Origin of the sequence: Microcoleus sp. Pol1C5 (assembly GCF_036701115.1) — a bacterium.
Taxonomy (GTDB): Bacteria; Cyanobacteriota; Cyanobacteriia; order Cyanobacteriales; family Microcoleaceae; genus Microcoleus.
Genome location: NZ_JAUBQE010000044.1, coordinates 55,588 through 73,492, shown reverse-complemented (window position 1 = coordinate 73,492; position 17,905 = coordinate 55,588). Strand labels below are relative to the sequence as shown.

Genomic DNA, 17,905 nt, shown 5'->3' with positions numbered 1-17,905 from the left:
TGCTGCCTCCCGTAGGAGTCTGGGCCGTGTCTCAGTCCCAGTGTGGCTGATCGTCCTCTCAGACCAGCTACCGATCGTCGCCTTGGTGGGCTTTTACCCCCCCAACTAGCTAATCGGACGCGAGCTCATCTTCAGGCTATAAATATTTTCCCTTTCGGTACATCGGGGCTTAGCAGTCGTTTCCAACTGTTGTCTCCGTCCTGAAGGCAGATTCTCACGCGTTACTCACCCGTCCGCCACTAAGTATTTCTACTCCGTTCGACTTGCATGTGTTAAGCAGACCGCCAGCGTTCATCCTGAGCCAGGATCAAACTCTCCGTGTTGTTGAGTTCTTTTGGCTTTAGTCAAGTTCTTTCCACTCAGCACAAAGGCTGGTTTTTTTCCCTTGACTTTTTTCTCGTTGTTTGTGATATTGAGTATTAGCTTTCGCCTTGACTCTCTATCTTAATTTTTTTGACGAGGTTAATAGTGCTTTAAGCTTTCAAACTATTCTTTTTTCTAGGTTCAGTTTTTTGCCTTTAGTTCGCGGTTGTTTGAACCGCCTCTCTTCTGGCGCTTTATTAATGTATCAACTCTCCCCAGAGTTGTCAAGCGTTTTGCGAAAATATTTTTGACTTTGTTTTGAACCTATACGCACCAAGGGTTTTGGCTGTTTATTCCCGAACCTGCCTCCGCTGGCTGACTCCTCTTTTAACTATGGGGTCTTTTTTTTGGGCAAGATGGGACTTTTGGGGGGAGTATCTACCGCCCATGGGTAGAATATCTCTACGTGTAGATGTTCTATATATAGATGTTCGATCGCCCGCTCATGAAAAAACTTACAGCCGGCCCTAGTGGCTTATTCATTACCTGCGCTTCACTGCTGATCGCTTGCAATCAGACGAACACTCCCCAAACCTTCACTACAGCATCTCCGGCGAGTTCGCCATCTCCCAGTGCTTCCCCAAAGGGTTCGCCTGGGGGGAGTTCCAACATTATATCTATAGGTATTGGGGTAGCCCAAACTAGCAATGTGGCTTTACTGGGTCAGGAACAGGTGGCTGGGGCGAAAATTGCTGAGAAGTATTTCAACGACAAGGGCGGTGTGGATGGGACGCCTATTAAACTGGTGTTCCAAGATACTGGTGGAGACGAACAAGGGACGATCAATGCCTTCAATACTCTGATCAATCAGGATAAGGTGGTGGGTATTGTGGGCCCAACTCTGTCGCAACAAGCTTTTAGTGCCGATCCGATCGCCGATCGAGCAAAAGTTCCCGTACTCGGACCCTCCAACACCGCTAAAGGCATTCCCCAGATTGGCGATTATGTGGCCAGAGTCTCCGCGCCTGTCGCTGTGGTAGCACCTAATGCGGTTAAGGCGGCCCTGAAGCAAAATCCCAATATTAAGAAAGTAGCCGTGTTTTTTGCTCAGAATGATGCTTTTAGCAAATCTGAGACTGAAACTTTTCAGACAACGGTTAAAGATATGGGACTGGAATTGGCAACAGTTCAAAAATTCTTGACTACTGATACAGATTTTCAATCTCAAGCCACTAATGCGATAAATGTCAATCCCGATTTGATAATTATTTCTGGGTTGGCCGCAGATGGAGGCAATTTAATTAAACAGTTGCGGGAGTTGGGTTACAAAGGCGTTATCATTGGGGGCAACGGTCTGAATACTTCTAATGTGTTTGCGGTTTGTAAAGCACTTTGTGATGGAGTTTTGATTGCCCAAGCCTACAGCCCGGAATATGAAAATGAAGTTAATAAGGCTTTTCGCGATGCTTACCGCGCTCAATTTAAGAAGGAACCGCCTCAGTTTAGCGCTCAAGCTTTTACTGGCGTACAAGTTTTTGTTGAGTCATTAAAAGAAATTAATGCTAAGTCGAAGGTTAGCCAAAAACCTTTGGCAGAATTGCGTACAAATTTGAATCAGCAGTTGTTGAGTGGAAAGTACGATACGCCTCTGGGGGAAATTTCTTTTACGCCTGAAGGGGAGATTAATCAGAAAGAGTTTTATGTGGCACGGATTAAGATGGAGGCGGATGGCAATAATGGTAAGTTTGAGTTTTTGAAATGAATACAAAAGACGGATTTTGACACGGATACACGGATGAGTTATTGAGTGTGAGTCTGAGGTTAACTCCGCCGCCCCCCAAGGGGGGAAGTCAGAAGTCAGAGTAAAATTTGTATGCTGTTTGTTTTTGAATGATTTAATGTTGATGCCGAATCTCTAACTGGTGATGGACTTAACTCTGTTTCTGCAACAATTTTTGAATGGTTTGTCGATCGGCAGCGTGTATGCTATTTTTGCCCTGGGATACACGTTGGTCTTTTCTATTCTGGGAATTATTAATTTTGCTCACGGTGCAGTATTTACGTTGGGTGCTTATTTTACCTATGCGCTGATGGGAGGTACTTTCGGTTTTAATGGGTTGTGGGCTAACGCTCGAATTCCCGTGAATTTGCCTTTTGCTGTGGCGTTAATTTTGGGCAGTGTCATGGCTGGTTTGGTAGGAGTAATTGTTGAAAGAGTTGCTTTTTTGCCTTTGCGCAGGCGACACTCTGATTCTCTGCTGACTGTGGTTTCTAGTTTGGGTGTGGCTGTTGCGATCGCCAATATCATCCAATATCTTGTCGGTGCGGAAATTTACACTTTTCCTGCTAACACTTACGGCTATTTACCGGCTGCCATTAACTTCGGGACAGCGGATAAACCAATTCCGATTCGGACTGTTCAAATAGTAATTTTTGCGGTATCAGTTGCGATTGTGGCTGTCTTAACTTACTTAATAAATTTTACTAAATTTGGTAAAGCAATGCAGGCTGTGGCTGAAGATGCGACTACTTCTAGTTTATTGGGGATTGATACTGATAGGTACATTGTGTTGACGTTTTTTGTAAGCAGTTTTCTGGCGGGTTTGGCGGGGAGTTTGGTGGGTTCTAGTGTGAGTATTGCTGGGCCGTATTTTGGTATTGCTTTTGGTTTGAAAGGTTTGGCGGTGATTGTACTTGGTGGGTTGGGGAGTATTCCTGGAGCAGTTTTGGGAGGTTTTATAATTGGTTTGGTGGAGGCTTTTGTGCCTGGTGATTTTTCGGCTTATAAGGATGCTGTTGCTTTTGCTATATTGTTTATTATGCTATTGGTTAGACCGCAGGGTTTGTTTGGACGGCGTTTGATTCAGAAGGTGTAAGATAATTCGGCAATTGAAATCGCTTAAAAGTAAAACTAAGTCCCTCTCCAAAAGACTAAGAAATAGAGGTGTTTGATTTAAAAGGTGTAAAAAAAATTCGGCGATTGAAATCGCTTAATAGTCAAACTAAGTCACTCTCTAAAAGACTAAGAAATAAAAAAAGTTATGAATGAATTTTTTACTACTTACGGGTTTTTGATTGTCTCGATGTTGCTGGGTGCAATGTTGGGAATGTCGCTTTATTTGCCTTTAATGACTGGACAGTTGTCTCTGGCTAGCCCTGGTTTTTATGCTTTGGGTGGGTATATTGCGGCGATTTTATCTACGACGGTTTTTCAACAGACAGGGGGTTTATTTCCACTGCCGTTGTTGTTATTAGAGATGATAATTGCAGGGGCTGTTTCGGGGTTGCTGGGGATTTTAGTGGGAATTCCGGCGCTGCGGTTAAGCGGGATTTATTTGGCGATCGCAACTATTGCTTTTGTGGAAATTTTGCGGGTTTTATCCCTGAATTTAGATATCACTGGCGGGGCTGTGGGCATTTTTGGGATTCCGCAACCGTTTGCGACGCCGATCGAGTATTTGTGGATTGTACTACCTTTACTGTTGGTAAGTATGGCGATTGTCTATCGGCTGGAACGGATTCGGGTGGGGCGGGCTTTTGCGGCGATCCGCGCTGATGAGTTGGCGGCTGATGCGATCGGCATTAACCCAACTTTTTATAAGGTTTTGGCTTTCACGTTAGGTGCTGTTTTAGCTGGGGTTGTGGGTGCAGTTAGCGCTCATTTCCTGAATACTTGGAACGCCCGTCAAGGTACTTTTGATGCTAGTATTATTTACTTGACTTCTGTATTGATTGGTGGTAGCAGAACTTTTCTGGGAGCAGTTTTGGGCGGGATGGTGTTTACTGCTTTGCCGGAGGTTTTGAGGGGAATGGCGACTATTCAGGGATTGCCGATTTGGTTGGCGCAATTTCTGCGGGATGGACGTTTAATTATTTTTGGGTTGCTGATTGTTTTGGGGACGATATTTTTTCCGCAAGGTTTGGTGACGCCCGAGTTGTTGAAGAGGTTTAAAAAGGCCGATCGTACTTCTGTTTAAAAAAGGATGGCCAGCCATCGCCGACCTCAGCAATCATCACTACCCTATCGTTGATGCGGACTTCAGAGTCGATCGGCTGTCCCGATTCATTGGGAACCGCCTCAGTTCGATCACTGCCCATACTCAGATGAGAAATGCGATGTTTCTGCTACACCATCGACAACGAAATACGGCGAAACGCAGTTGTAGCCAACTGGTTTAGATGATTAATTCATGGTTTATGCGGTCTTTTTGGATATTCGATCGCTCTTCTCAATGCAAGCACTAACTTGGACTCATTGAGAAGAGCTTTGTATTGTTTTCAGGAAGCAGATAGAAAATGCCTAACCTTGATTTACTGCGCTGGGTTCCATGAACATAGTTTCCCAAATGTGGCCATCTAAATCCTGAAAGCCATGACCATACATAAATCCGTAGTCTTGCGGTTCATTGTAGGTCGTTCCGCCAGCAGCAACTGCGTTGCGAATCATTTTATCCACTTCTTCTCGGCTCTCGGAAGACAAGCACACCAGCACTTCTGTACTCTTGGTGGCATCGCAAATTGGGTTGGGTGTAAATTCCTTGAACTTGGGTTCTGTCAAAAGCATGACGAAGATGTCTTCGCTCACAACCATACAAGTGGCAGTTTCGTCAGTAAACTGGGCGTTAAAACTGAATCCAAGTTTAGTAAAAAATTCGACAGACCGATCGAGATTTTTGACGGGTAAATTCACGAAAATTTTAGTAGCCATGTTTTCTCCTTTTTAACTTCGATCGCAAGGTGACACATTAACGATTTTTCGCTAATGTTTGAATTGAGGGGTAAGGCCTGTGAGGAAACTTGAAAGGGTTAGGTAGCTGGCTGGACATTAATCATCCACGGTGTGCCAAATCGATCGACAAGCATTCCAAAACGGGTAGACCAGAAGGTCTCTTGGAATGGCATCTTTACCGTTCCGTTTTCTGCCAATTTTTGAAAGATCCGCTCCGCTTCGACCAGATCGTCAAATTGAAGATTCACAGAGAATCCCTGTGGTTTTTTAAAGCCATCGGGTGGAGTGTCAGAACCCATCAATACCATTCCACCCACAGTTAAGTTGGTGTGCATGATTAGATCGCGCTGTTCGGAGGGAATTTCCTCAGACATGGGCGCATCCCCATAGGTCATCATCTCGTCGATTTTGCCACCTAAACACTGTTCGTAGAATTTAAATGCAGCTTCGCATTCACCGTCAAAAAAGAGATAAGGATTCAATTGCATCATGTACTCCTTTGGTTAATAGTCGATCGAGCAATCCATTCACAGGAAATGATGTGGCTGCCGGACGAAAAGTTAGGCAGTATTTATGCCCTCAAGAACGCTGGAGTTGTTCTGCCTCGGCCCTAATGCGTTCTTCCTGTTCCCTGAGTTCGGGCGTCAAGGATTCGCCGAAGTCCTCTGCTGTAAAGATCGGGCGAATTTCGATCGCGGATTCTCCTGGCATCGGGTTGGGGCAGCGTTTGACCCAGGCAATCGCTTCGTCCATCGACTGCACTTGCCAGATCCAAAATCCGGCAATCAGCTCTTTTGTCTCTGTGAACGGCCCGTCAATCACGCTGCGATTTGTGCCTGAAAACGTCACCCGCGCTCCTTTTGAGCTGGGATGTAGCCCTTCGCCAGCGAGCATAATTCCCGCCTTGACCAATGCTTCGTTGTATTCCCCCATTTCCGTCAGAAGCTGTTCGCTGGGCATGACGCCTGCCTCTGAGTCTTCGGTAGCTTTGACTAGAACCATGACTTTCATCGTGAAATCTCCTTTTGTTTATGGTTGTTGAGCTGGGCTAAGGTGCGATCGACAAAACGGCTTTAGACGTTTCTGGATCGAAGGGGACAGAGCAATGCTCATGCACAATCTGCCATCTGCCCTGTTTCCGCTGGCACGCAGAGGTGATCCGCATCCACATCTGCCCCCCTGGGTGATCTGTTGGCATCCCTGTGAAGTGAAAAAGCCAGTGCGCGATCGCCAAATCACCGCTCACGGTGAGGCTGAGGTCTCGCATCTCAATCCCGAAGGAGTCCGGGAAGCAAGGCAGACACGCCTCCCACGTCCGTCGAAATTCATCTGCACCTTTGGTTTGGAACGGCGGTATTGCATCGAAAATAATCACATCTTGGGCGTAGTGCGCCATGATGCCATCGAGGTCTTTGGCGCAGATGGCACTGGCCGTATCTGCGATGATTTGTCGAATCTGGGCTTCGTCTTGTGTTTTGGTGGTTTCGGTTGTCATTGTCATAGTGGTATCTCCTTAATTGATGTCGATTGGTTTTCCGGGCGCAGATTGAAAACTGCTAACCCTTGCTCTACCATCTAGTCGAATAGAGGTGCGTGCGATCGACAGGTTGAACATTTTTTCTGAAAAAGTTTGTCAGTGCGGAGTGGAAGTTTGCCTTGATTCGGTACGGACGGCCACTACTGGTCGGATGGCAAGCCCGACAGTTGCACGATCGGGCGAATTTCAACCGTACCTTTACTGGCGCTTGGTATGCGTGCTGCGATCGCAATCGCTTCGTCAAGATCCTTGGCATCGATCAGAAAGTAGCCGCCGAGTTGTTCGCGCGTCTCCGCAAACGGCCCATCGGTGACAAGTTTTTTGCCGTCACGCACTCGAATACTGGTTGCTGTGGCGATCGAGTGTAGCGGCGAAGCACCTAAATATTGATTGTTCGCTTGCAGTTCTTGGGTTAGCTGCAAAGACTTTGCGTAGCATTGCTGCAGCTCGCTTTCAGTCCAGGCATTTTCGTCGCTGTAAATCAGCAATATGTATTTCATGGTTACTCCAAAATTCGATCGGATAGTCGCCTTCATTTACTAGTCGTTCGGCGAAGCTGCAAATCGACAGCGGACCAAAAAATTTTTTCAGCTAAAGCCGCAGGATCCTCACGCTGTACCCTCTTAGGGTCAGCGTTGAGAGGAATGCGGGTCAAAGAGGGGGGTTCAACACCCCCTTCTTTGACAATTTCTTTTGTAATGTTCGTAGGAATTCTCTAAACACATCGCTTTGGGTTCGAGATGTTAACTCGCAATACTTGACCAGAACCTCTTTTTCTTCTGGAGTAAGCCTAAACGTTGTTGTTTCTGTTTGTTTCACGATTGTATTTACATTAAATATGCAGTACAATTGTCTCATGAAACTAGCCTGCCAGTTCAAACTACTGCCAACGTCCGACCAAAGACGCCGTATGAGCAAATGGCGCGATATGCTACGGCATCAATACAATTTTTTGTTGGCAGACAGATTTGATTGGTTTGAAATGAACAGGTGTTCAGTTAATGCCTGTCCACTGGTATGCAGTATTGCATCCCCAAGGGAACAGCCTGAGTATTACGGACAGAAACGCTCACTTGTGTCTCTCAAGGCAGAAAGAGAATGGTACAAAGATATCCATGCCGATGTCTTGCAGGACATGGTGAAGCGAGTAGACCTGGCATTTGCTCGGTTTATCAAAGGTGATATCAATGGTAAGCGGAGCGGGAAGCCTCGATTTAAAGGCAAAAACCGCTATCGCACTTTCGCTTATCAGCGAGTGAAGTCTGACTGCATCCAAGGGAATCGAATTGAACTTCCCAAGCTAGGAAAAATCAAATTCATTCAACATCGCCCTATTCCTGACAGTTTTGTCATTAAGAGAGCATTGGTTACTCTCAAAGCAGATGGTTGGTATGCGACACTGAGTCTAGAAGATGCATCAGTCCCTGACACTCCTACTATTGACATTGAACCGACTGAAACTAACAGTATTGGCGTTGATGCGGGATTGGAATATTTTGTCGCCTGCTCAGACGGCACGATGGTAGAACCTCCTAAATTCTATCGGCAAGCCGAAGAGAAATTAGCCAAACTGCAAACCAAAAGAGAGCTAAGAAAAAAAGGTTCTACTGCACGTCGCAAACTTGGGTCACGCATTGCAAAGTTACATCAACAGGTAGCTAGACAACGCAAACAATGGCATTTTGAGCTTGCAGGTGAGTTAGTCAACAAGGCTGAGGTTATCTTTATAGAAGACCTTAAAGTTTCCAATATGGCAAAACGCAACAAACCCAAGCAAGATGAATCGGGTAAGTTTTTGCCTAATGGTCAATCCGCAAAGTCCGGGTTGAACAAGAGTTTTGCTGATGCGGGGATAGCTGGGTTCTTGAACGAAATTCTTCCGTACAAGGCTGAAAGAGCTGGGCGGTTGGTCGTGAAAGTTAATCCTGCTGGAACATCTCAACATTGTGCAATGTGCCTCAACAGAGTTTCAAAGGAGTTAAGTGATAGGTGGCATGAATGTTCTTGTGGTGCATCCATGCCTCGTGACCTGAACTCTGGAATTCTAATAAAGAAAGTGGGGTTGGGCGTTCGCCTCACTATAAAACGCGAATCCGGGAATTCTCGGAGGAGAAGCCCACACTCTAATCTTTGATTGAGTGTGGGAGTACGTCACCCTAACTCGCGAAGGCGTTTTTCGAGAAAACGACGCTCTGGTTCCTGTTTCACGATCGCCAGCGCCTTTTGGTAGGATTCTCTGGCATCAGCCGTTCTACCCAGCCGCCGACACAAATCGGCTCGCGCGGAGTGTGCCAGATGATAGTCTGCCAAATCGCCATGCGCTAATATTTGGTCGATCGATTGCAGTCCCGCTAAGGGGCCATCGCGCATTGCCACTGCCACCGCCCGATTTAAGGCAACAACGGGGGACGGCTCTAATTGCACGAGCAGGTCGTATAAGCCCACAATCTGCGCCCAGTCCGTTGCAGCAGCACTCTGGGCCTCTGAATGCACCGCTGAGATCGCAGCCTGAAGCGTGTACGAACCAAACCGTCCTGATGATAGCGATTGCTGCACCAGTAACCTGCCTTCAGAAATTTGTGCTTGATTCCAGAGCGATCGATCTTGGTCTTCTAGAAGGATGAGGTCGCCTGTGGAGGAAGTGCGTGCGGTGCGCCGCGATTCTTGCAGCAGCATCAGCGCCAGGAGTCCAATCACCTCGGAGTCTGGCAACAGTTCCATTACCAGCCGTCCCAAACGGATCGCTTCGTCAGCGAGATCGGCCCGCGTCAGCGATCTGCCAGATGAGGCCGCGTACCCTTCGTTAAACACCAGGTAGATCGTTTGAAGCACGGTGTCCAATCGATCGGGCAAATCGGTTATCGACGGCACTTGATAAGGAATGCGTGCGTCGCGGATCTTCGCCTTGGCCCGCACGATCCGCTGCGCCAACGTGGGGGGAGCAATCAGGAAGGCGCTGGCAATTTCCTCGGTACTGAGTCCGCAGACTTCCCGCAGCGTCAACGCTACCTGAGCTTCTGGCGACAGGGCCGGATGACAGCAAGTGAAAATCAAGCGCAGGCGATCGTCCTCAACGTCCTCGTCATCCTCGATTGTGGTGTCACTCGGATCGAGTTGTTGAGCGAGTTCTGCCAAGTGCGTATCAAAGCGGGCGCGACGGCGGATGGTGTCGATCCCTTTAAAGCGACCCACTGAAACAAGCCACGATCGCGGGTTAGCGGGGATCCCCTCACGCGGCCATTGCGCTACAGCCACAGCGAAGGCTTCGTGCATCGCCTCTTGGGCGCGATCGAAGTCGCCCAGGAGTCGAATCAGCGTAGCTAAAACGCGACGCGACTCGGACCGGTACACAGCTTCCACCTGCTGACGGATTTGATTGGCTGCTGTCTCATTCATAAACCGTTCCCAAAACAAACATATATTATCGGCCGTGCAGCAGAGTACGATGGTCCCATTGCGCCCGTGCAATCCGCCAATGGACCTCGCTCCAACCGCGATCGGACATCCATGATGACCCTGGGCGGGTAGCAACCACCTCTGCTCCTATCCACTCGGCCAACCTAGCGATCCGGGTATTTGCACTCACGGTAGACCCGGAGATCGCCTTCAGATCGAGTTCCGCGAACCCAAAGTCGAGCAGCGCACGCCCCACCTCGATCGCGTAGGCATATCGCCCCCAATAGGCTGGTGCCAGTTCTAGACCAAATTCCATCTCGCCAGTTTCAGACAATGTTCCCCGCAGTCCACAGCAACCGACAAGCGCGTAAGGTTCCTGCCGTTGTACGATCGCCAGTTGGTAATTGAGTCGAGGGCGATCGGCAGCCCATGCCTGAAACATCTCGAATAGACGTGCGGCCTGGTCGGGACTAGACCGATCGGGTTCGTAAAATGTCTGGTTGCGCGGATCGGCTTGATACTCCAAGAATAGCGAGCGATCGGAATCTACAAAGTCACGCAGCAGAAATCTTTTGGTTACAATCTTTATCATGATTTACAAGTTTAATTATCGGCTATTAAACAAACATCATATTCTGCCAAATTTTAATAGTTTTGTCACTGCTGCCGCTAGCCAACAACTCTCCTTCCGGGCTAAAACTAACCGAATAAACAGAGTTAGTATGACCTGCAATATTACAGATTTCTTGACCGTCTTTCACTCGCCAAATTTTGATAGTTTGATTGCTGCTACTAGCCAGAATCTCGCCATCGGGACTAAAAGCAATAGAATCAACATACCAAGAATGTCCTGCGATCGTTAAAACTTCTTGCCAATCTTTGACCCACCAAATTTTAATAGTATTGTCATGGCTGCCGCTAGCCAAAAACTCTCCATTTGGACTAAAAGCTATGCAGCGAACGGAGTCTGTATGACCTGTAATTGTGCGAATTAGCTTCCCATCTTTAACTCGCCAAATTTTGACTGTTCTGTCCCAACTGCAGCTAGCAATAGTTTCGCCATCAGGGCTAAAAGCGACAAAATAAACTAAATTGATGTGACCCGCAAGCGTGCGAATTTCTTGCCCGTCTTTGACTCGCCAAATTTTGATTGTTCTGTCCCAACTGCTGCTAGCAATAATTTCGCCATCGGGACTGAAAGCTGCGCCGTAAACTGAATTACTGTGACCGATCAGGGTGCGGATTTCTTGTCCATCTTTCATTTGCCAAAGTTTGACAGTTTTGTCGTGGCTGCTGCTGGCTAGAATCTGTCCGTCCGGGCTGAAAGCTACTGTATAAACCGAGTTAGCGTGTCCTGCGAGGGTGGCAATTTCTTGCCCGTCTTCCACTCCCCACAGCTTGATTGTTTTGTCATCGCTGCCGCTGGCTACAACTTCTCCGTTGGGGCTAAAAGCAACAGAGTAAATTAAGTTTTTGTGACCTGTGAGGGTGTGAAGACATTGCCAGTTATAGGTTTGCTGTTGGGGCTGGGCAGCAGTTTTTCCTGGTTTAACTAACTTGGAATTTGTTTGAGGAATTGCTAGATCGATCGCAACTTGGGGATTAATTTCTTTTAATACTTCAATAGCCGTTTGATAGCGGCGGTTGGTAGCATTTTGAATCATTTTATCTAAAATTTTACCGAGTTGTTCACTCACCGGGTTGTTGGCCAAATACTGCCGCCATATCCAGGCATCTTCACCAGGATCGAACAGATCAAATGGGGAAACTTGAGTTAGCAAATACAAACAAGTTACGCCTAAACTGTACAAATCGCTGGCAAAAAATGCTTTGCCTCTAGCTTGTTCGGGGGCGATGTATTCGGGGCTGCCGATGCTGGTTCCTGTTTTGAGTAAGGCTGTACCTGTGGCAATTTTTGCGGCGCCAAAGTCTACTAAAACTAATTGTTTGTCGGCGCGCCGAATGATGTTTCCGGGTTTGATATCTCGGTGAATAACGTTGTGGGAATGGATGAAGTGAAGAACGGGTAATAAGCTATTGAGTAAGTTTTGAATTTGAGTTTCTGTAAATGTGCCTTCTGTTTCTACAATTTGTGCTAAATTTTGCCCGTCGATAAATTCTTGGACTACATATTGTCTGCTGTCTTGGATGGAATAGGCTAAGAGTTCGGGAATTTGAGGGTGTTTGCCCAATTCGTCTAATCGCATTGCTTCTTGTTCAAAAAGTTCGGCTGCTTTTTTGCTGTTGCGATTGCTTGCTGATGGGATGAGTGGGGTTTCTGGGGGTAAAAATTGTTTGATTACGCAGCGAGGTTTTGAGGGTTTATCTTCGTCAACGGCGAGGAATGTTCTGCCAAAACCGCCTTGTCCGATCGCCTTTATAGCCCGGTAGCGATCGCGCAGCAGCAGTTTTGAACGGCAGTTTCGGCAAATTTTGGCTGCGGGAGGGTTTTGTGGCTTGGAACAGTTGGGGTTTAGGCAGTAACTCATTCGATTTTAGATTTTAGATTTTAGATTTTAGATTTGGGATTATGGATTTGAGATTTTATGTTTTTGAATATTTGCACTAGGCAGTCAATATTATACCTCTTGTCAGACTCTATAAAATTTATAGAACTTATTAAAACAGTGGTTCTACGCGCTACTTATAGGGGTAAGGTGCGCGGTCCGGCGCACCCTACATATAGAGGTTTTTCTAGTCCTGAATTAACCCTTTTAAAAATTCCACATAACGGGATTATCGTCTAAATGATCGGTGACGTTGCGCCCGATCGCGTCAATTTCTTTTAATTCCTCTTCACTCAATTTTACCTCAGCAGCTTTAGCATTTTCGGCTGCTTGTTTCCCGTCGCGCGCGCCGACAATGGCATTTGTTTGTGGCTGGGAAATCAACCAGGCTAAAGCTAAGTTGCCCAAGCTTGTCTGGTGGCGATCGGCAATTGGCCTGAGTTGATTTAATGCTGTTTGCACTCGGTCGTAATTTTCTTTGATGAACAGCTTATTTTTGGCGCGGTGGTCGCCTTCTTCAAACTTGTGTTCTGGCCCGAATTTACCTGTCAATATTCCTTGAGCTAGAGATGAATAGGCAATGATGGAGATATGATTGTCGACACAATAGGACATAGCATCTTTTTCTACCCAGCGCCAAAACAGAGAATAGGGCGGTTGCAAGCTGTCGATGCGTCCGTATTGGGCGGCTTCTTCTATTTGGGCGCGGGAGAAGTTGGAAACGCCGATCGCCCGAATTTTTCCCTGTTCTTTTAACTTGTTCAGGGCGTCCATTGTTTCTGCAATTGGCACTAACTCCGAATTCCAAGTGCCAGCGGGCCAGTGGATTTGGTAAAGGTCGATATAATCGGTGTTGAGGTTTTTTAGCGATCGATCGCAGGCTTCGATTAACAAATCGGGTTTCAGGTGGTTGGCGAAAACTTTGCTAGCATAAACTACTTGCGATCGCACATCTGAAAGTGCTTGACCGATAATTTGTTCCGAATGGCCTTCTCCGTAAACCTCAGCCGTATCAAAGGTGGTAATACCTGCCTCAAAAGCCGCGCGCATTGCTTTGACTGTTTCAGCATCCTCAATTCCCACCCACATCCGCTTCCCGGCTTGCCAAGTCCCCATAATTATCGGGGTAATCTGAATTTGTGATGTCCCCAATTGTCGCTTTTGCATACCCTAAGTCCTCATTTATATTTTTAGTATTCACCCTCAATCTCTCTAATGTTAACAGAAAAAAGTTGGGTAGTCATGCACAGTAATGCTATCGTTTTATTCTGAAATAATTATAGTGATGTACAAAGTTAAAAATTAAAAAGGAGCATTTCACTTTTGCAGCCAAGCTAGAAATTGGAGTTAGGAGTCAGGAGCCCGGGGAAAAAAGTCAGAATAAAAAAGGAAGAAGCCAGAAGAAGTGTTTTTACAAATATGAGATACTCCTATTATGATAGTATAAAACTACCTGGTAAAGCAAGAATTTAATCCTCTCAAATCAGTTTAGCCTCCTGTGTTGCTTGAGAACTTTAGCGGGACTGATAAATGAAATGCCCTGAGAAGAAGAGGTACTAATCATGACAGCTTCAATGACAGGCTCATAAACCGTTTTTTCTGCCACCCACTCCACAATAAAGTTGGCACCTGAGCCTCCACTTGTATCATCTGCTGCAATGAAAAAGTCTGTGGAAGCAAGCGACTTGAGTTCTACTGGACTCTTAATATCCTCCTTAATCAATTTCCCATCGGTATCGTAGTAACGCACAGAAGTAATAATAATCGAATTTGTCAGATCCGTATTGCGGATACTGAGGGTGGCTGACAAATTCATGACATTATCCTGGCTATTGTAGTGATAAATATGCGAGTAAATAGGGACATATACGGTTTGTCCCATCACAACTTTTGTTTTATCTAACGTGACCGATCTCAGTGAGGTTTCACGTTTTGTATCAGGTTGTTGTCTTTGTGAAATAGTTTGCTCTGAACAAGAGATCAGGACGATCGCGGCGATCGCCCAACCAACCCAGAAATGTTGTTTCAGCTTCATCGGCATTCATCCAAATACACCACATGAATGGCAGTTACGTCTACAACAGAGCGAACCGTCTCCTGTAGACTAAAACCGTAGTTAATCTATCAATTTCTATGGGTAAAGCAAATTTATCCGTTAAATTACCCGTTGAGAATTCTATTTTTTAGCGGGCCAAGCCACAGGCAAGCTGGTATATGTCAACCATCGCAATGCTGTTCCCGACTTTTAATAACTGTTGGGCTGACCCCAGCCACATCATTCCGGTCCACCAATTAATACCTACAGGATTTATTGTCACCTCAACAACAAACATTATAGAACTACATACTACAAGCATTTCTCTTCCTTGAGGCGGCTCAGTCATAAGGTTTGAGCGGCAGTTCAACCTGGAACGTGGAGCCTTTGCCCACTGTACTCGTCACCTGTATTTGTCCGCTGTGTGCCTTGACAATTTGTTGGACGATCGCCAACCCCAACCCAAAGCCTCCGCTGTCCTGCGATCGCTCGGTGTCTACTCGATAGAAGCGATCGAAAATATAGGGTAGGTCCGCTTCTGGAATACCGATTCCCGTATCGATTATCTGAATGACTGCCAAATTGGAATGAAGAACTAGGCATATCTTTACAGTTCCGCCAGCGGGAGTATATTTACAGGCGTTGTAAAGCAAGTTTTCGACTACTTGCCGCAGCAAATCAGGGTCAGCCAATAATTCAATCCGTTGTTCCGGTAATTCGCAGGTCAGTTTGATATTTTGGGCTTCTGCAAGTGCGACCAACTGGGTTGCTAAATTGCTCAGCAACTCGTTGAGATTGATTAACTTGAGCGACTCCGGCGCAAGTCGCCCCTGATGACGAGCCAACAGCAGTAAATTATTCACGAGCGCTCCCATTGATTTTGCGCTATCTACAATGTTTTCTAAGGGAGGATGGTAACGCGAATCATCACCCGCGATGAGCAACCCAAGCTGGGCATTAGTGAGAATGGCAGACAGGGGCGATCGCAATTCGTGAGAGGCATCGGCTGTAAAGCGTTGAAGTTGTTGATAGGCTTGCCGAATCGGTTGCATGGCCAGCCCACTGAGAAACCAACCTGTGAGGGCAATTAAGCCCAGTGTCAGCGGGACAGCGAGAGTTAGCACGATCTGAAGCTCAATGAGCCTGTTTTGAGTTTCTGTCAGGGGAGTTGCAACCTGAAGATAACCGAGTACCCCTGTTCTACCTTCAACGGGTAATGTCACCTGACGCAGCCAGATTCCTTTTCCCAAAAGTGGATCGGTCGATCGAAGTGTGAGATAACCAAAGGGCGTATTTAACTGCTCTGGGGAAGGAGTCCCAAAAAAACGAACCAGCCGCCTTTGGGCGTTAAACCAGCGCACATACATCAGATCTTCTGCAAGGGGATGAGACCCACTGCCTAACAAGGGGACATGACTCAGATCGACCTGGTTCTGGTTTTTGCGAACTTCATAATGCACGCTGGCAGCCATGACTCTAGTTTTGTCATAGAGAAGTCGGTCAAGCGCCTCTAGTTTATCTTTTACCTCAATCTGATAGATCGCCCCAGCAAACAGCACGAGAATGCTTCCCATTGAGAGGGTGAACCAACGAGCCAGATTGCGACGACTTTGATTAAACATGACTTGGCTTTACGATCGTCACTTGAGAGGGGAAGCGAGGCGATAACCCATACCGTAAATGCTCTCAATCCAGTCTGCCGATCCTACAGCCTGCAAGCGTTGGCGGAGTTTGCGAACTAAAACCGTGATTGCATTGCTCTCTGGTTCAGTCCCCCATTCCCACACGCCTTGTTCAATTTGAGTGCGAGTTAAAACCTGTCGGGGATGACGCATAAAATACTCCAACAACTGAAACTCTCGACTGGAGAGGGAAACGGTTGCACCTTGTCGCTCAACAGTAAGAGTATCGAGGTGGAGGTGTAGATCCTCAAGGCTGAGCGTATCTCCTTGCCAAAGGGGCGATCGCCGTCTTAATGCCCGCACTCGTGCCATGAATTCAACCAAATCGATCGGTTTCACCAGGTAGTCATCTGCACCGGCGTCTAACCCGGTCACTTTTTCAGAGGTGGTGTCTCTTGCGGTGATCATCAAAATCGGCGCTGTTTTCCCTGCGGCTCGATATTGACGACAGAGATTTACCCCGCTGATATGTGGCAACATCCAGTCCAAAATCAACAAATCATAATCTTTTTCTGATAAGAGCCACTGTGCCGTCTCTCCATCTTTTACCCCATCCACGCTATGTCCTGCTTGAGCTAGTACCGTTTGCAGCGGCATCAGTTGCTTTGGGTCGTCCTCCACAAGTAGGATTCTCATATATTTCTTTAATTTGGCTTATAAACATTGATATATTGATAGGCCAGCAATTCTCATTATGACTTTGGCAGAGAAGTTTGAACTGGTGAGGACTCTGGGGTGGACGATGGAGATGGACAGACTTCCATGGCTTGAATCAAGCCGTGCTCGAGGGTGAATCGATGACCCACGTGCTCGTCGACAAGAACTGCTCCAGCCAAGTCACGCACGACCTGATGCACATCGACCAAAATGCGCCCGATCTCCTCCGAGTAAAAGGAAACCGGCTCGACGTGCGGATCGATCTCGCTCCATTGCTCCGTCCAGTAAGCGCGAACTTCTTCAGGTCCGCGGACAAAACCGCCTTTGAACGCTTTCGGCCAAGCCACGTCCGGAGTCATGAGGGCAAGGGCAGCGTCAATGTCTCGCGCGTTGAAGGCTGCGTACGCCGCATGGAGCAGTTCGATTTCTGGTGCAGGTAGATCTGACATAAGTTGATCTGACATAAGAGGTATGGTGACAGCAGGTTTCATTATGCAAGATTATGAGAGTGATTCCCATCCAAACTCGCTATTTTGAAGAATTTCGCTATCTGAAACCCTTATTCCCTCTTTAGCAATCTAGGTTTGAAAGCTCAATTTATAGTGCAAGGGTTTCAAAACGAGAATTGCTGTTGATATGCTGATGAAATTTACCTATTTAAAGTATTAATCTAAAAATGCCAACACTTACTTTTTTTCTACTTGCAGCTCTAGGAGAAATTTCTGGATGTTACGCTTTCTGGGCATGGGTGAGACTTGAAAAGAGTATTTTGTGGATTTTTCCAGGCATTTTAGCTTTAATCAGTTTTGCGCTTTCTCTAACTCAAGTCAATGCTTCAAATGCTGGAAGAGTATATGCTGCTTATGGAGGTATTTACATTCTTACATCTCTGGTTTGGTTGTGGCTCATTGAAGGAGTTAAGCCAGATAAGTGGGACTTGCTTGGTGTTACAATTTCCCTGATTGGAACTGCTGTAATTTTGTTCAGCCCACATCGCTGATTGCTGTTTGTATAGAACTCGAATAGTTTACGCATCTCTCTTGAGTAGGGTTTCAGCAG

The 17,905-nt window shown here is 46.7% G+C and carries 19 protein-coding genes and 1 rRNA gene; 5 read left to right on the top strand and 15 right to left on the bottom strand.

From position 1 onward, the window contains the following. A 16S ribosomal RNA gene (locus tag QUA23_RS22490) occupies nucleotides 1–323 on the bottom strand; the annotation flags it as partial. A gap of 485 nt (nucleotides 324–808) precedes the next feature. On the opposite strand from QUA23_RS22490, the gene QUA23_RS22485 reads away from it, so the two are divergent. The 3 genes from QUA23_RS22485 to QUA23_RS22475 all read left to right on the top strand — a co-directional run bounded on the left by QUA23_RS22485 (nucleotide 809) and on the right by QUA23_RS22475 (nucleotide 4,280). Then, nucleotides 809–2,065 carry an ABC transporter substrate-binding protein gene (locus tag QUA23_RS22485; RefSeq protein ID WP_333078318.1) on the top strand — a complete coding sequence of 419 codons (1,257 nt, stop codon included), beginning with the start codon at nucleotides 809–811 and terminating at the stop codon, nucleotides 2,063–2,065. A gap of 163 nt (nucleotides 2,066–2,228) precedes the next feature. Further along, complete coding sequence (locus QUA23_RS22480; protein WP_333042829.1) at nucleotides 2,229–3,179, top strand: branched-chain amino acid ABC transporter permease; 951 nt, start codon at nucleotides 2,229–2,231, stop codon at nucleotides 3,177–3,179. Between the two features lie 165 nt (nucleotides 3,180–3,344). Next, nucleotides 3,345–4,280 (top strand): branched-chain amino acid ABC transporter permease, encoded by a 936-nt coding sequence (locus QUA23_RS22475; RefSeq protein ID WP_333078316.1) that lies wholly within the window; start codon nucleotides 3,345–3,347, stop codon nucleotides 4,278–4,280. Here the strand turns inward: QUA23_RS22475 and QUA23_RS22470 are convergent. From QUA23_RS22470 to QUA23_RS22445, 6 genes are all read right to left on the bottom strand, one after another. Next, nucleotides 4,252–4,401, bottom strand: a complete 150-nt coding sequence (locus QUA23_RS22470; RefSeq protein WP_333110518.1) for a hypothetical protein — start codon at nucleotides 4,399–4,401, stop codon at nucleotides 4,252–4,254. The two genes, QUA23_RS22475 and QUA23_RS22470, sit on opposite strands and share 29 nt — an antisense overlap. A 202-nt stretch (nucleotides 4,402–4,603) precedes the next feature. Beyond that, nucleotides 4,604–5,011 (bottom strand): VOC family protein, encoded by a 408-nt coding sequence (locus QUA23_RS22465; RefSeq protein ID WP_333078314.1) that lies wholly within the window; start codon nucleotides 5,009–5,011, stop codon nucleotides 4,604–4,606. A gap of 98 nt (nucleotides 5,012–5,109) precedes the next feature. Beyond that, on the bottom strand, nucleotides 5,110–5,523 hold the full coding sequence (locus tag QUA23_RS22460) for a VOC family protein (protein WP_333078312.1): 414 nt from the start codon (nucleotides 5,521–5,523) through the stop codon (nucleotides 5,110–5,112). An 88-nt stretch (nucleotides 5,524–5,611) separates the two neighbouring features. Next, complete coding sequence (locus QUA23_RS22455) at nucleotides 5,612–6,043, bottom strand: YciI family protein (protein ID WP_333078310.1); 432 nt, start codon at nucleotides 6,041–6,043, stop codon at nucleotides 5,612–5,614. A gap of 37 nt (nucleotides 6,044–6,080) precedes the next feature. Continuing rightward, nucleotides 6,081–6,527, bottom strand: coding sequence for a nuclear transport factor 2 family protein (locus QUA23_RS22450; RefSeq protein ID WP_333110515.1), 447 nt, complete (start codon nucleotides 6,525–6,527; stop codon nucleotides 6,081–6,083). A 182-nt stretch (nucleotides 6,528–6,709) separates the two neighbouring features. Then, nucleotides 6,710–7,105 carry a YciI family protein gene (locus QUA23_RS22445; protein ID WP_333078306.1) on the bottom strand — a complete coding sequence of 132 codons (396 nt, stop codon included), beginning with the start codon at nucleotides 7,103–7,105 and terminating at the stop codon, nucleotides 6,710–6,712. A gap of 302 nt (nucleotides 7,106–7,407) precedes the next feature. Here QUA23_RS22445 and QUA23_RS22440 point away from each other — a divergent pair, with 302 nt between their 5' ends. Beyond that, on the top strand, nucleotides 7,408–8,703 hold the full coding sequence (locus tag QUA23_RS22440; RefSeq protein ID WP_445243514.1) for an RNA-guided endonuclease InsQ/TnpB family protein: 1,296 nt from the start codon (nucleotides 7,408–7,410) through the stop codon (nucleotides 8,701–8,703). Nucleotides 8,704–8,720: 17 nt separating this feature from the next. On the opposite strand, the gene QUA23_RS22435 is transcribed toward QUA23_RS22440, so the two are convergent. The 8 genes from QUA23_RS22435 to QUA23_RS22400 form a co-directional block, all read right to left on the bottom strand. Then, nucleotides 8,721–9,965 (bottom strand): RNA polymerase sigma factor, encoded by a 1,245-nt coding sequence (locus QUA23_RS22435; RefSeq protein WP_333078304.1) that lies wholly within the window; start codon nucleotides 9,963–9,965, stop codon nucleotides 8,721–8,723. Between the two features lie 25 nt (nucleotides 9,966–9,990). Continuing rightward, nucleotides 9,991–10,557, bottom strand: a complete 567-nt coding sequence (locus QUA23_RS22430) for a GNAT family N-acetyltransferase (protein ID WP_333078302.1) — start codon at nucleotides 10,555–10,557, stop codon at nucleotides 9,991–9,993. A 25-nt stretch (nucleotides 10,558–10,582) separates the two neighbouring features. Then, complete coding sequence (locus QUA23_RS22425; RefSeq protein WP_333078301.1) at nucleotides 10,583–12,454, bottom strand: serine/threonine-protein kinase; 1,872 nt, start codon at nucleotides 12,452–12,454, stop codon at nucleotides 10,583–10,585. A gap of 225 nt (nucleotides 12,455–12,679) precedes the next feature. Next, nucleotides 12,680–13,639 carry an aldo/keto reductase gene (locus QUA23_RS22420; protein WP_333078300.1) on the bottom strand — a complete coding sequence of 320 codons (960 nt, stop codon included), beginning with the start codon at nucleotides 13,637–13,639 and terminating at the stop codon, nucleotides 12,680–12,682. A gap of 316 nt (nucleotides 13,640–13,955) precedes the next feature. Then, nucleotides 13,956–14,507 (bottom strand): DUF3124 domain-containing protein, encoded by a 552-nt coding sequence (locus QUA23_RS22415; RefSeq protein WP_333078299.1) that lies wholly within the window; start codon nucleotides 14,505–14,507, stop codon nucleotides 13,956–13,958. A gap of 341 nt (nucleotides 14,508–14,848) precedes the next feature. Continuing rightward, nucleotides 14,849–16,129 carry a HAMP domain-containing sensor histidine kinase gene (locus QUA23_RS22410; protein ID WP_333078298.1) on the bottom strand — a complete coding sequence of 427 codons (1,281 nt, stop codon included), beginning with the start codon at nucleotides 16,127–16,129 and terminating at the stop codon, nucleotides 14,849–14,851. A gap of 18 nt (nucleotides 16,130–16,147) precedes the next feature. Further along, on the bottom strand, nucleotides 16,148–16,825 hold the full coding sequence (gene rppA, locus QUA23_RS22405; protein ID WP_333078296.1) for a two-component system response regulator RppA: 678 nt from the start codon (nucleotides 16,823–16,825) through the stop codon (nucleotides 16,148–16,150). A gap of 56 nt (nucleotides 16,826–16,881) precedes the next feature. Next, nucleotides 16,882–17,310 carry a nuclear transport factor 2 family protein gene (locus QUA23_RS22400; protein WP_333110513.1) on the bottom strand — a complete coding sequence of 143 codons (429 nt, stop codon included), beginning with the start codon at nucleotides 17,308–17,310 and terminating at the stop codon, nucleotides 16,882–16,884. A gap of 212 nt (nucleotides 17,311–17,522) precedes the next feature. On the opposite strand from QUA23_RS22400, the gene QUA23_RS22395 reads away from it, so the two are divergent. Then, entirely contained in the window at nucleotides 17,523–17,846 is a 324-nt protein-coding gene (locus QUA23_RS22395; RefSeq protein ID WP_333078293.1) for a YnfA family protein, read from the top strand. Nucleotides 17,847–17,905: the final 59 nt, after the last annotated feature.

Excerpts from the sequence above, each read along its gene's own strand:
- QUA23_RS22485 (WP_333078318.1), top strand. The coding sequence starts at position 809 with ATGAAAAAACTTACAGCCGGCCCTAGTGGCTTATTCATTACCTGCGCT.
- QUA23_RS22480 (WP_333042829.1), top strand. The coding sequence starts at position 2,229 with ATGGACTTAACTCTGTTTCTGCAACAATTTTTGAATGGTTTGTCGATC.
- QUA23_RS22475 (WP_333078316.1), top strand. The coding sequence starts at position 3,345 with ATGAATGAATTTTTTACTACTTACGGGTTTTTGATTGTCTCGATGTTG.
- QUA23_RS22470 (WP_333110518.1), bottom strand. The coding sequence starts at position 4,401 with ATGGGCAGTGATCGAACTGAGGCGGTTCCCAATGAATCGGGACAGCCG.
- QUA23_RS22465 (WP_333078314.1), bottom strand. The coding sequence starts at position 5,011 with ATGGCTACTAAAATTTTCGTGAATTTACCCGTCAAAAATCTCGATCGG.
- QUA23_RS22460 (WP_333078312.1), bottom strand. The coding sequence starts at position 5,523 with ATGATGCAATTGAATCCTTATCTCTTTTTTGACGGTGAATGCGAAGCT.
- QUA23_RS22455 (WP_333078310.1), bottom strand. The coding sequence starts at position 6,043 with ATGAAAGTCATGGTTCTAGTCAAAGCTACCGAAGACTCAGAGGCAGGC.
- QUA23_RS22450 (WP_333110515.1), bottom strand. The coding sequence starts at position 6,527 with ATGACAACCGAAACCACCAAAACACAAGACGAAGCCCAGATTCGACAA.
- QUA23_RS22445 (WP_333078306.1), bottom strand. The coding sequence starts at position 7,105 with ATGAAGGCGACTATCCGATCGAATTTTGGAGTAACCATGAAATACATA.
- QUA23_RS22440 (WP_445243514.1), top strand. The coding sequence starts at position 7,408 with ATGCAGTACAATTGTCTCATGAAACTAGCCTGCCAGTTCAAACTACTG.
- QUA23_RS22435 (WP_333078304.1), bottom strand. The coding sequence starts at position 9,965 with ATGAATGAGACAGCAGCCAATCAAATCCGTCAGCAGGTGGAAGCTGTG.
- QUA23_RS22430 (WP_333078302.1), bottom strand. The coding sequence starts at position 10,557 with ATGATAAAGATTGTAACCAAAAGATTTCTGCTGCGTGACTTTGTAGAT.
- QUA23_RS22425 (WP_333078301.1), bottom strand. The coding sequence starts at position 12,454 with ATGAGTTACTGCCTAAACCCCAACTGTTCCAAGCCACAAAACCCTCCC.
- QUA23_RS22420 (WP_333078300.1), bottom strand. The coding sequence starts at position 13,639 with ATGCAAAAGCGACAATTGGGGACATCACAAATTCAGATTACCCCGATA.
- QUA23_RS22415 (WP_333078299.1), bottom strand. The coding sequence starts at position 14,507 with ATGAAGCTGAAACAACATTTCTGGGTTGGTTGGGCGATCGCCGCGATC.
- QUA23_RS22410 (WP_333078298.1), bottom strand. The coding sequence starts at position 16,129 with ATGTTTAATCAAAGTCGTCGCAATCTGGCTCGTTGGTTCACCCTCTCA.
- rppA (WP_333078296.1), bottom strand. The coding sequence starts at position 16,825 with ATGAGAATCCTACTTGTGGAGGACGACCCAAAGCAACTGATGCCGCTG.
- QUA23_RS22400 (WP_333110513.1), bottom strand. The coding sequence starts at position 17,310 with ATGTCAGATCAACTTATGTCAGATCTACCTGCACCAGAAATCGAACTG.
- QUA23_RS22395 (WP_333078293.1), top strand. The coding sequence starts at position 17,523 with ATGCCAACACTTACTTTTTTTCTACTTGCAGCTCTAGGAGAAATTTCT.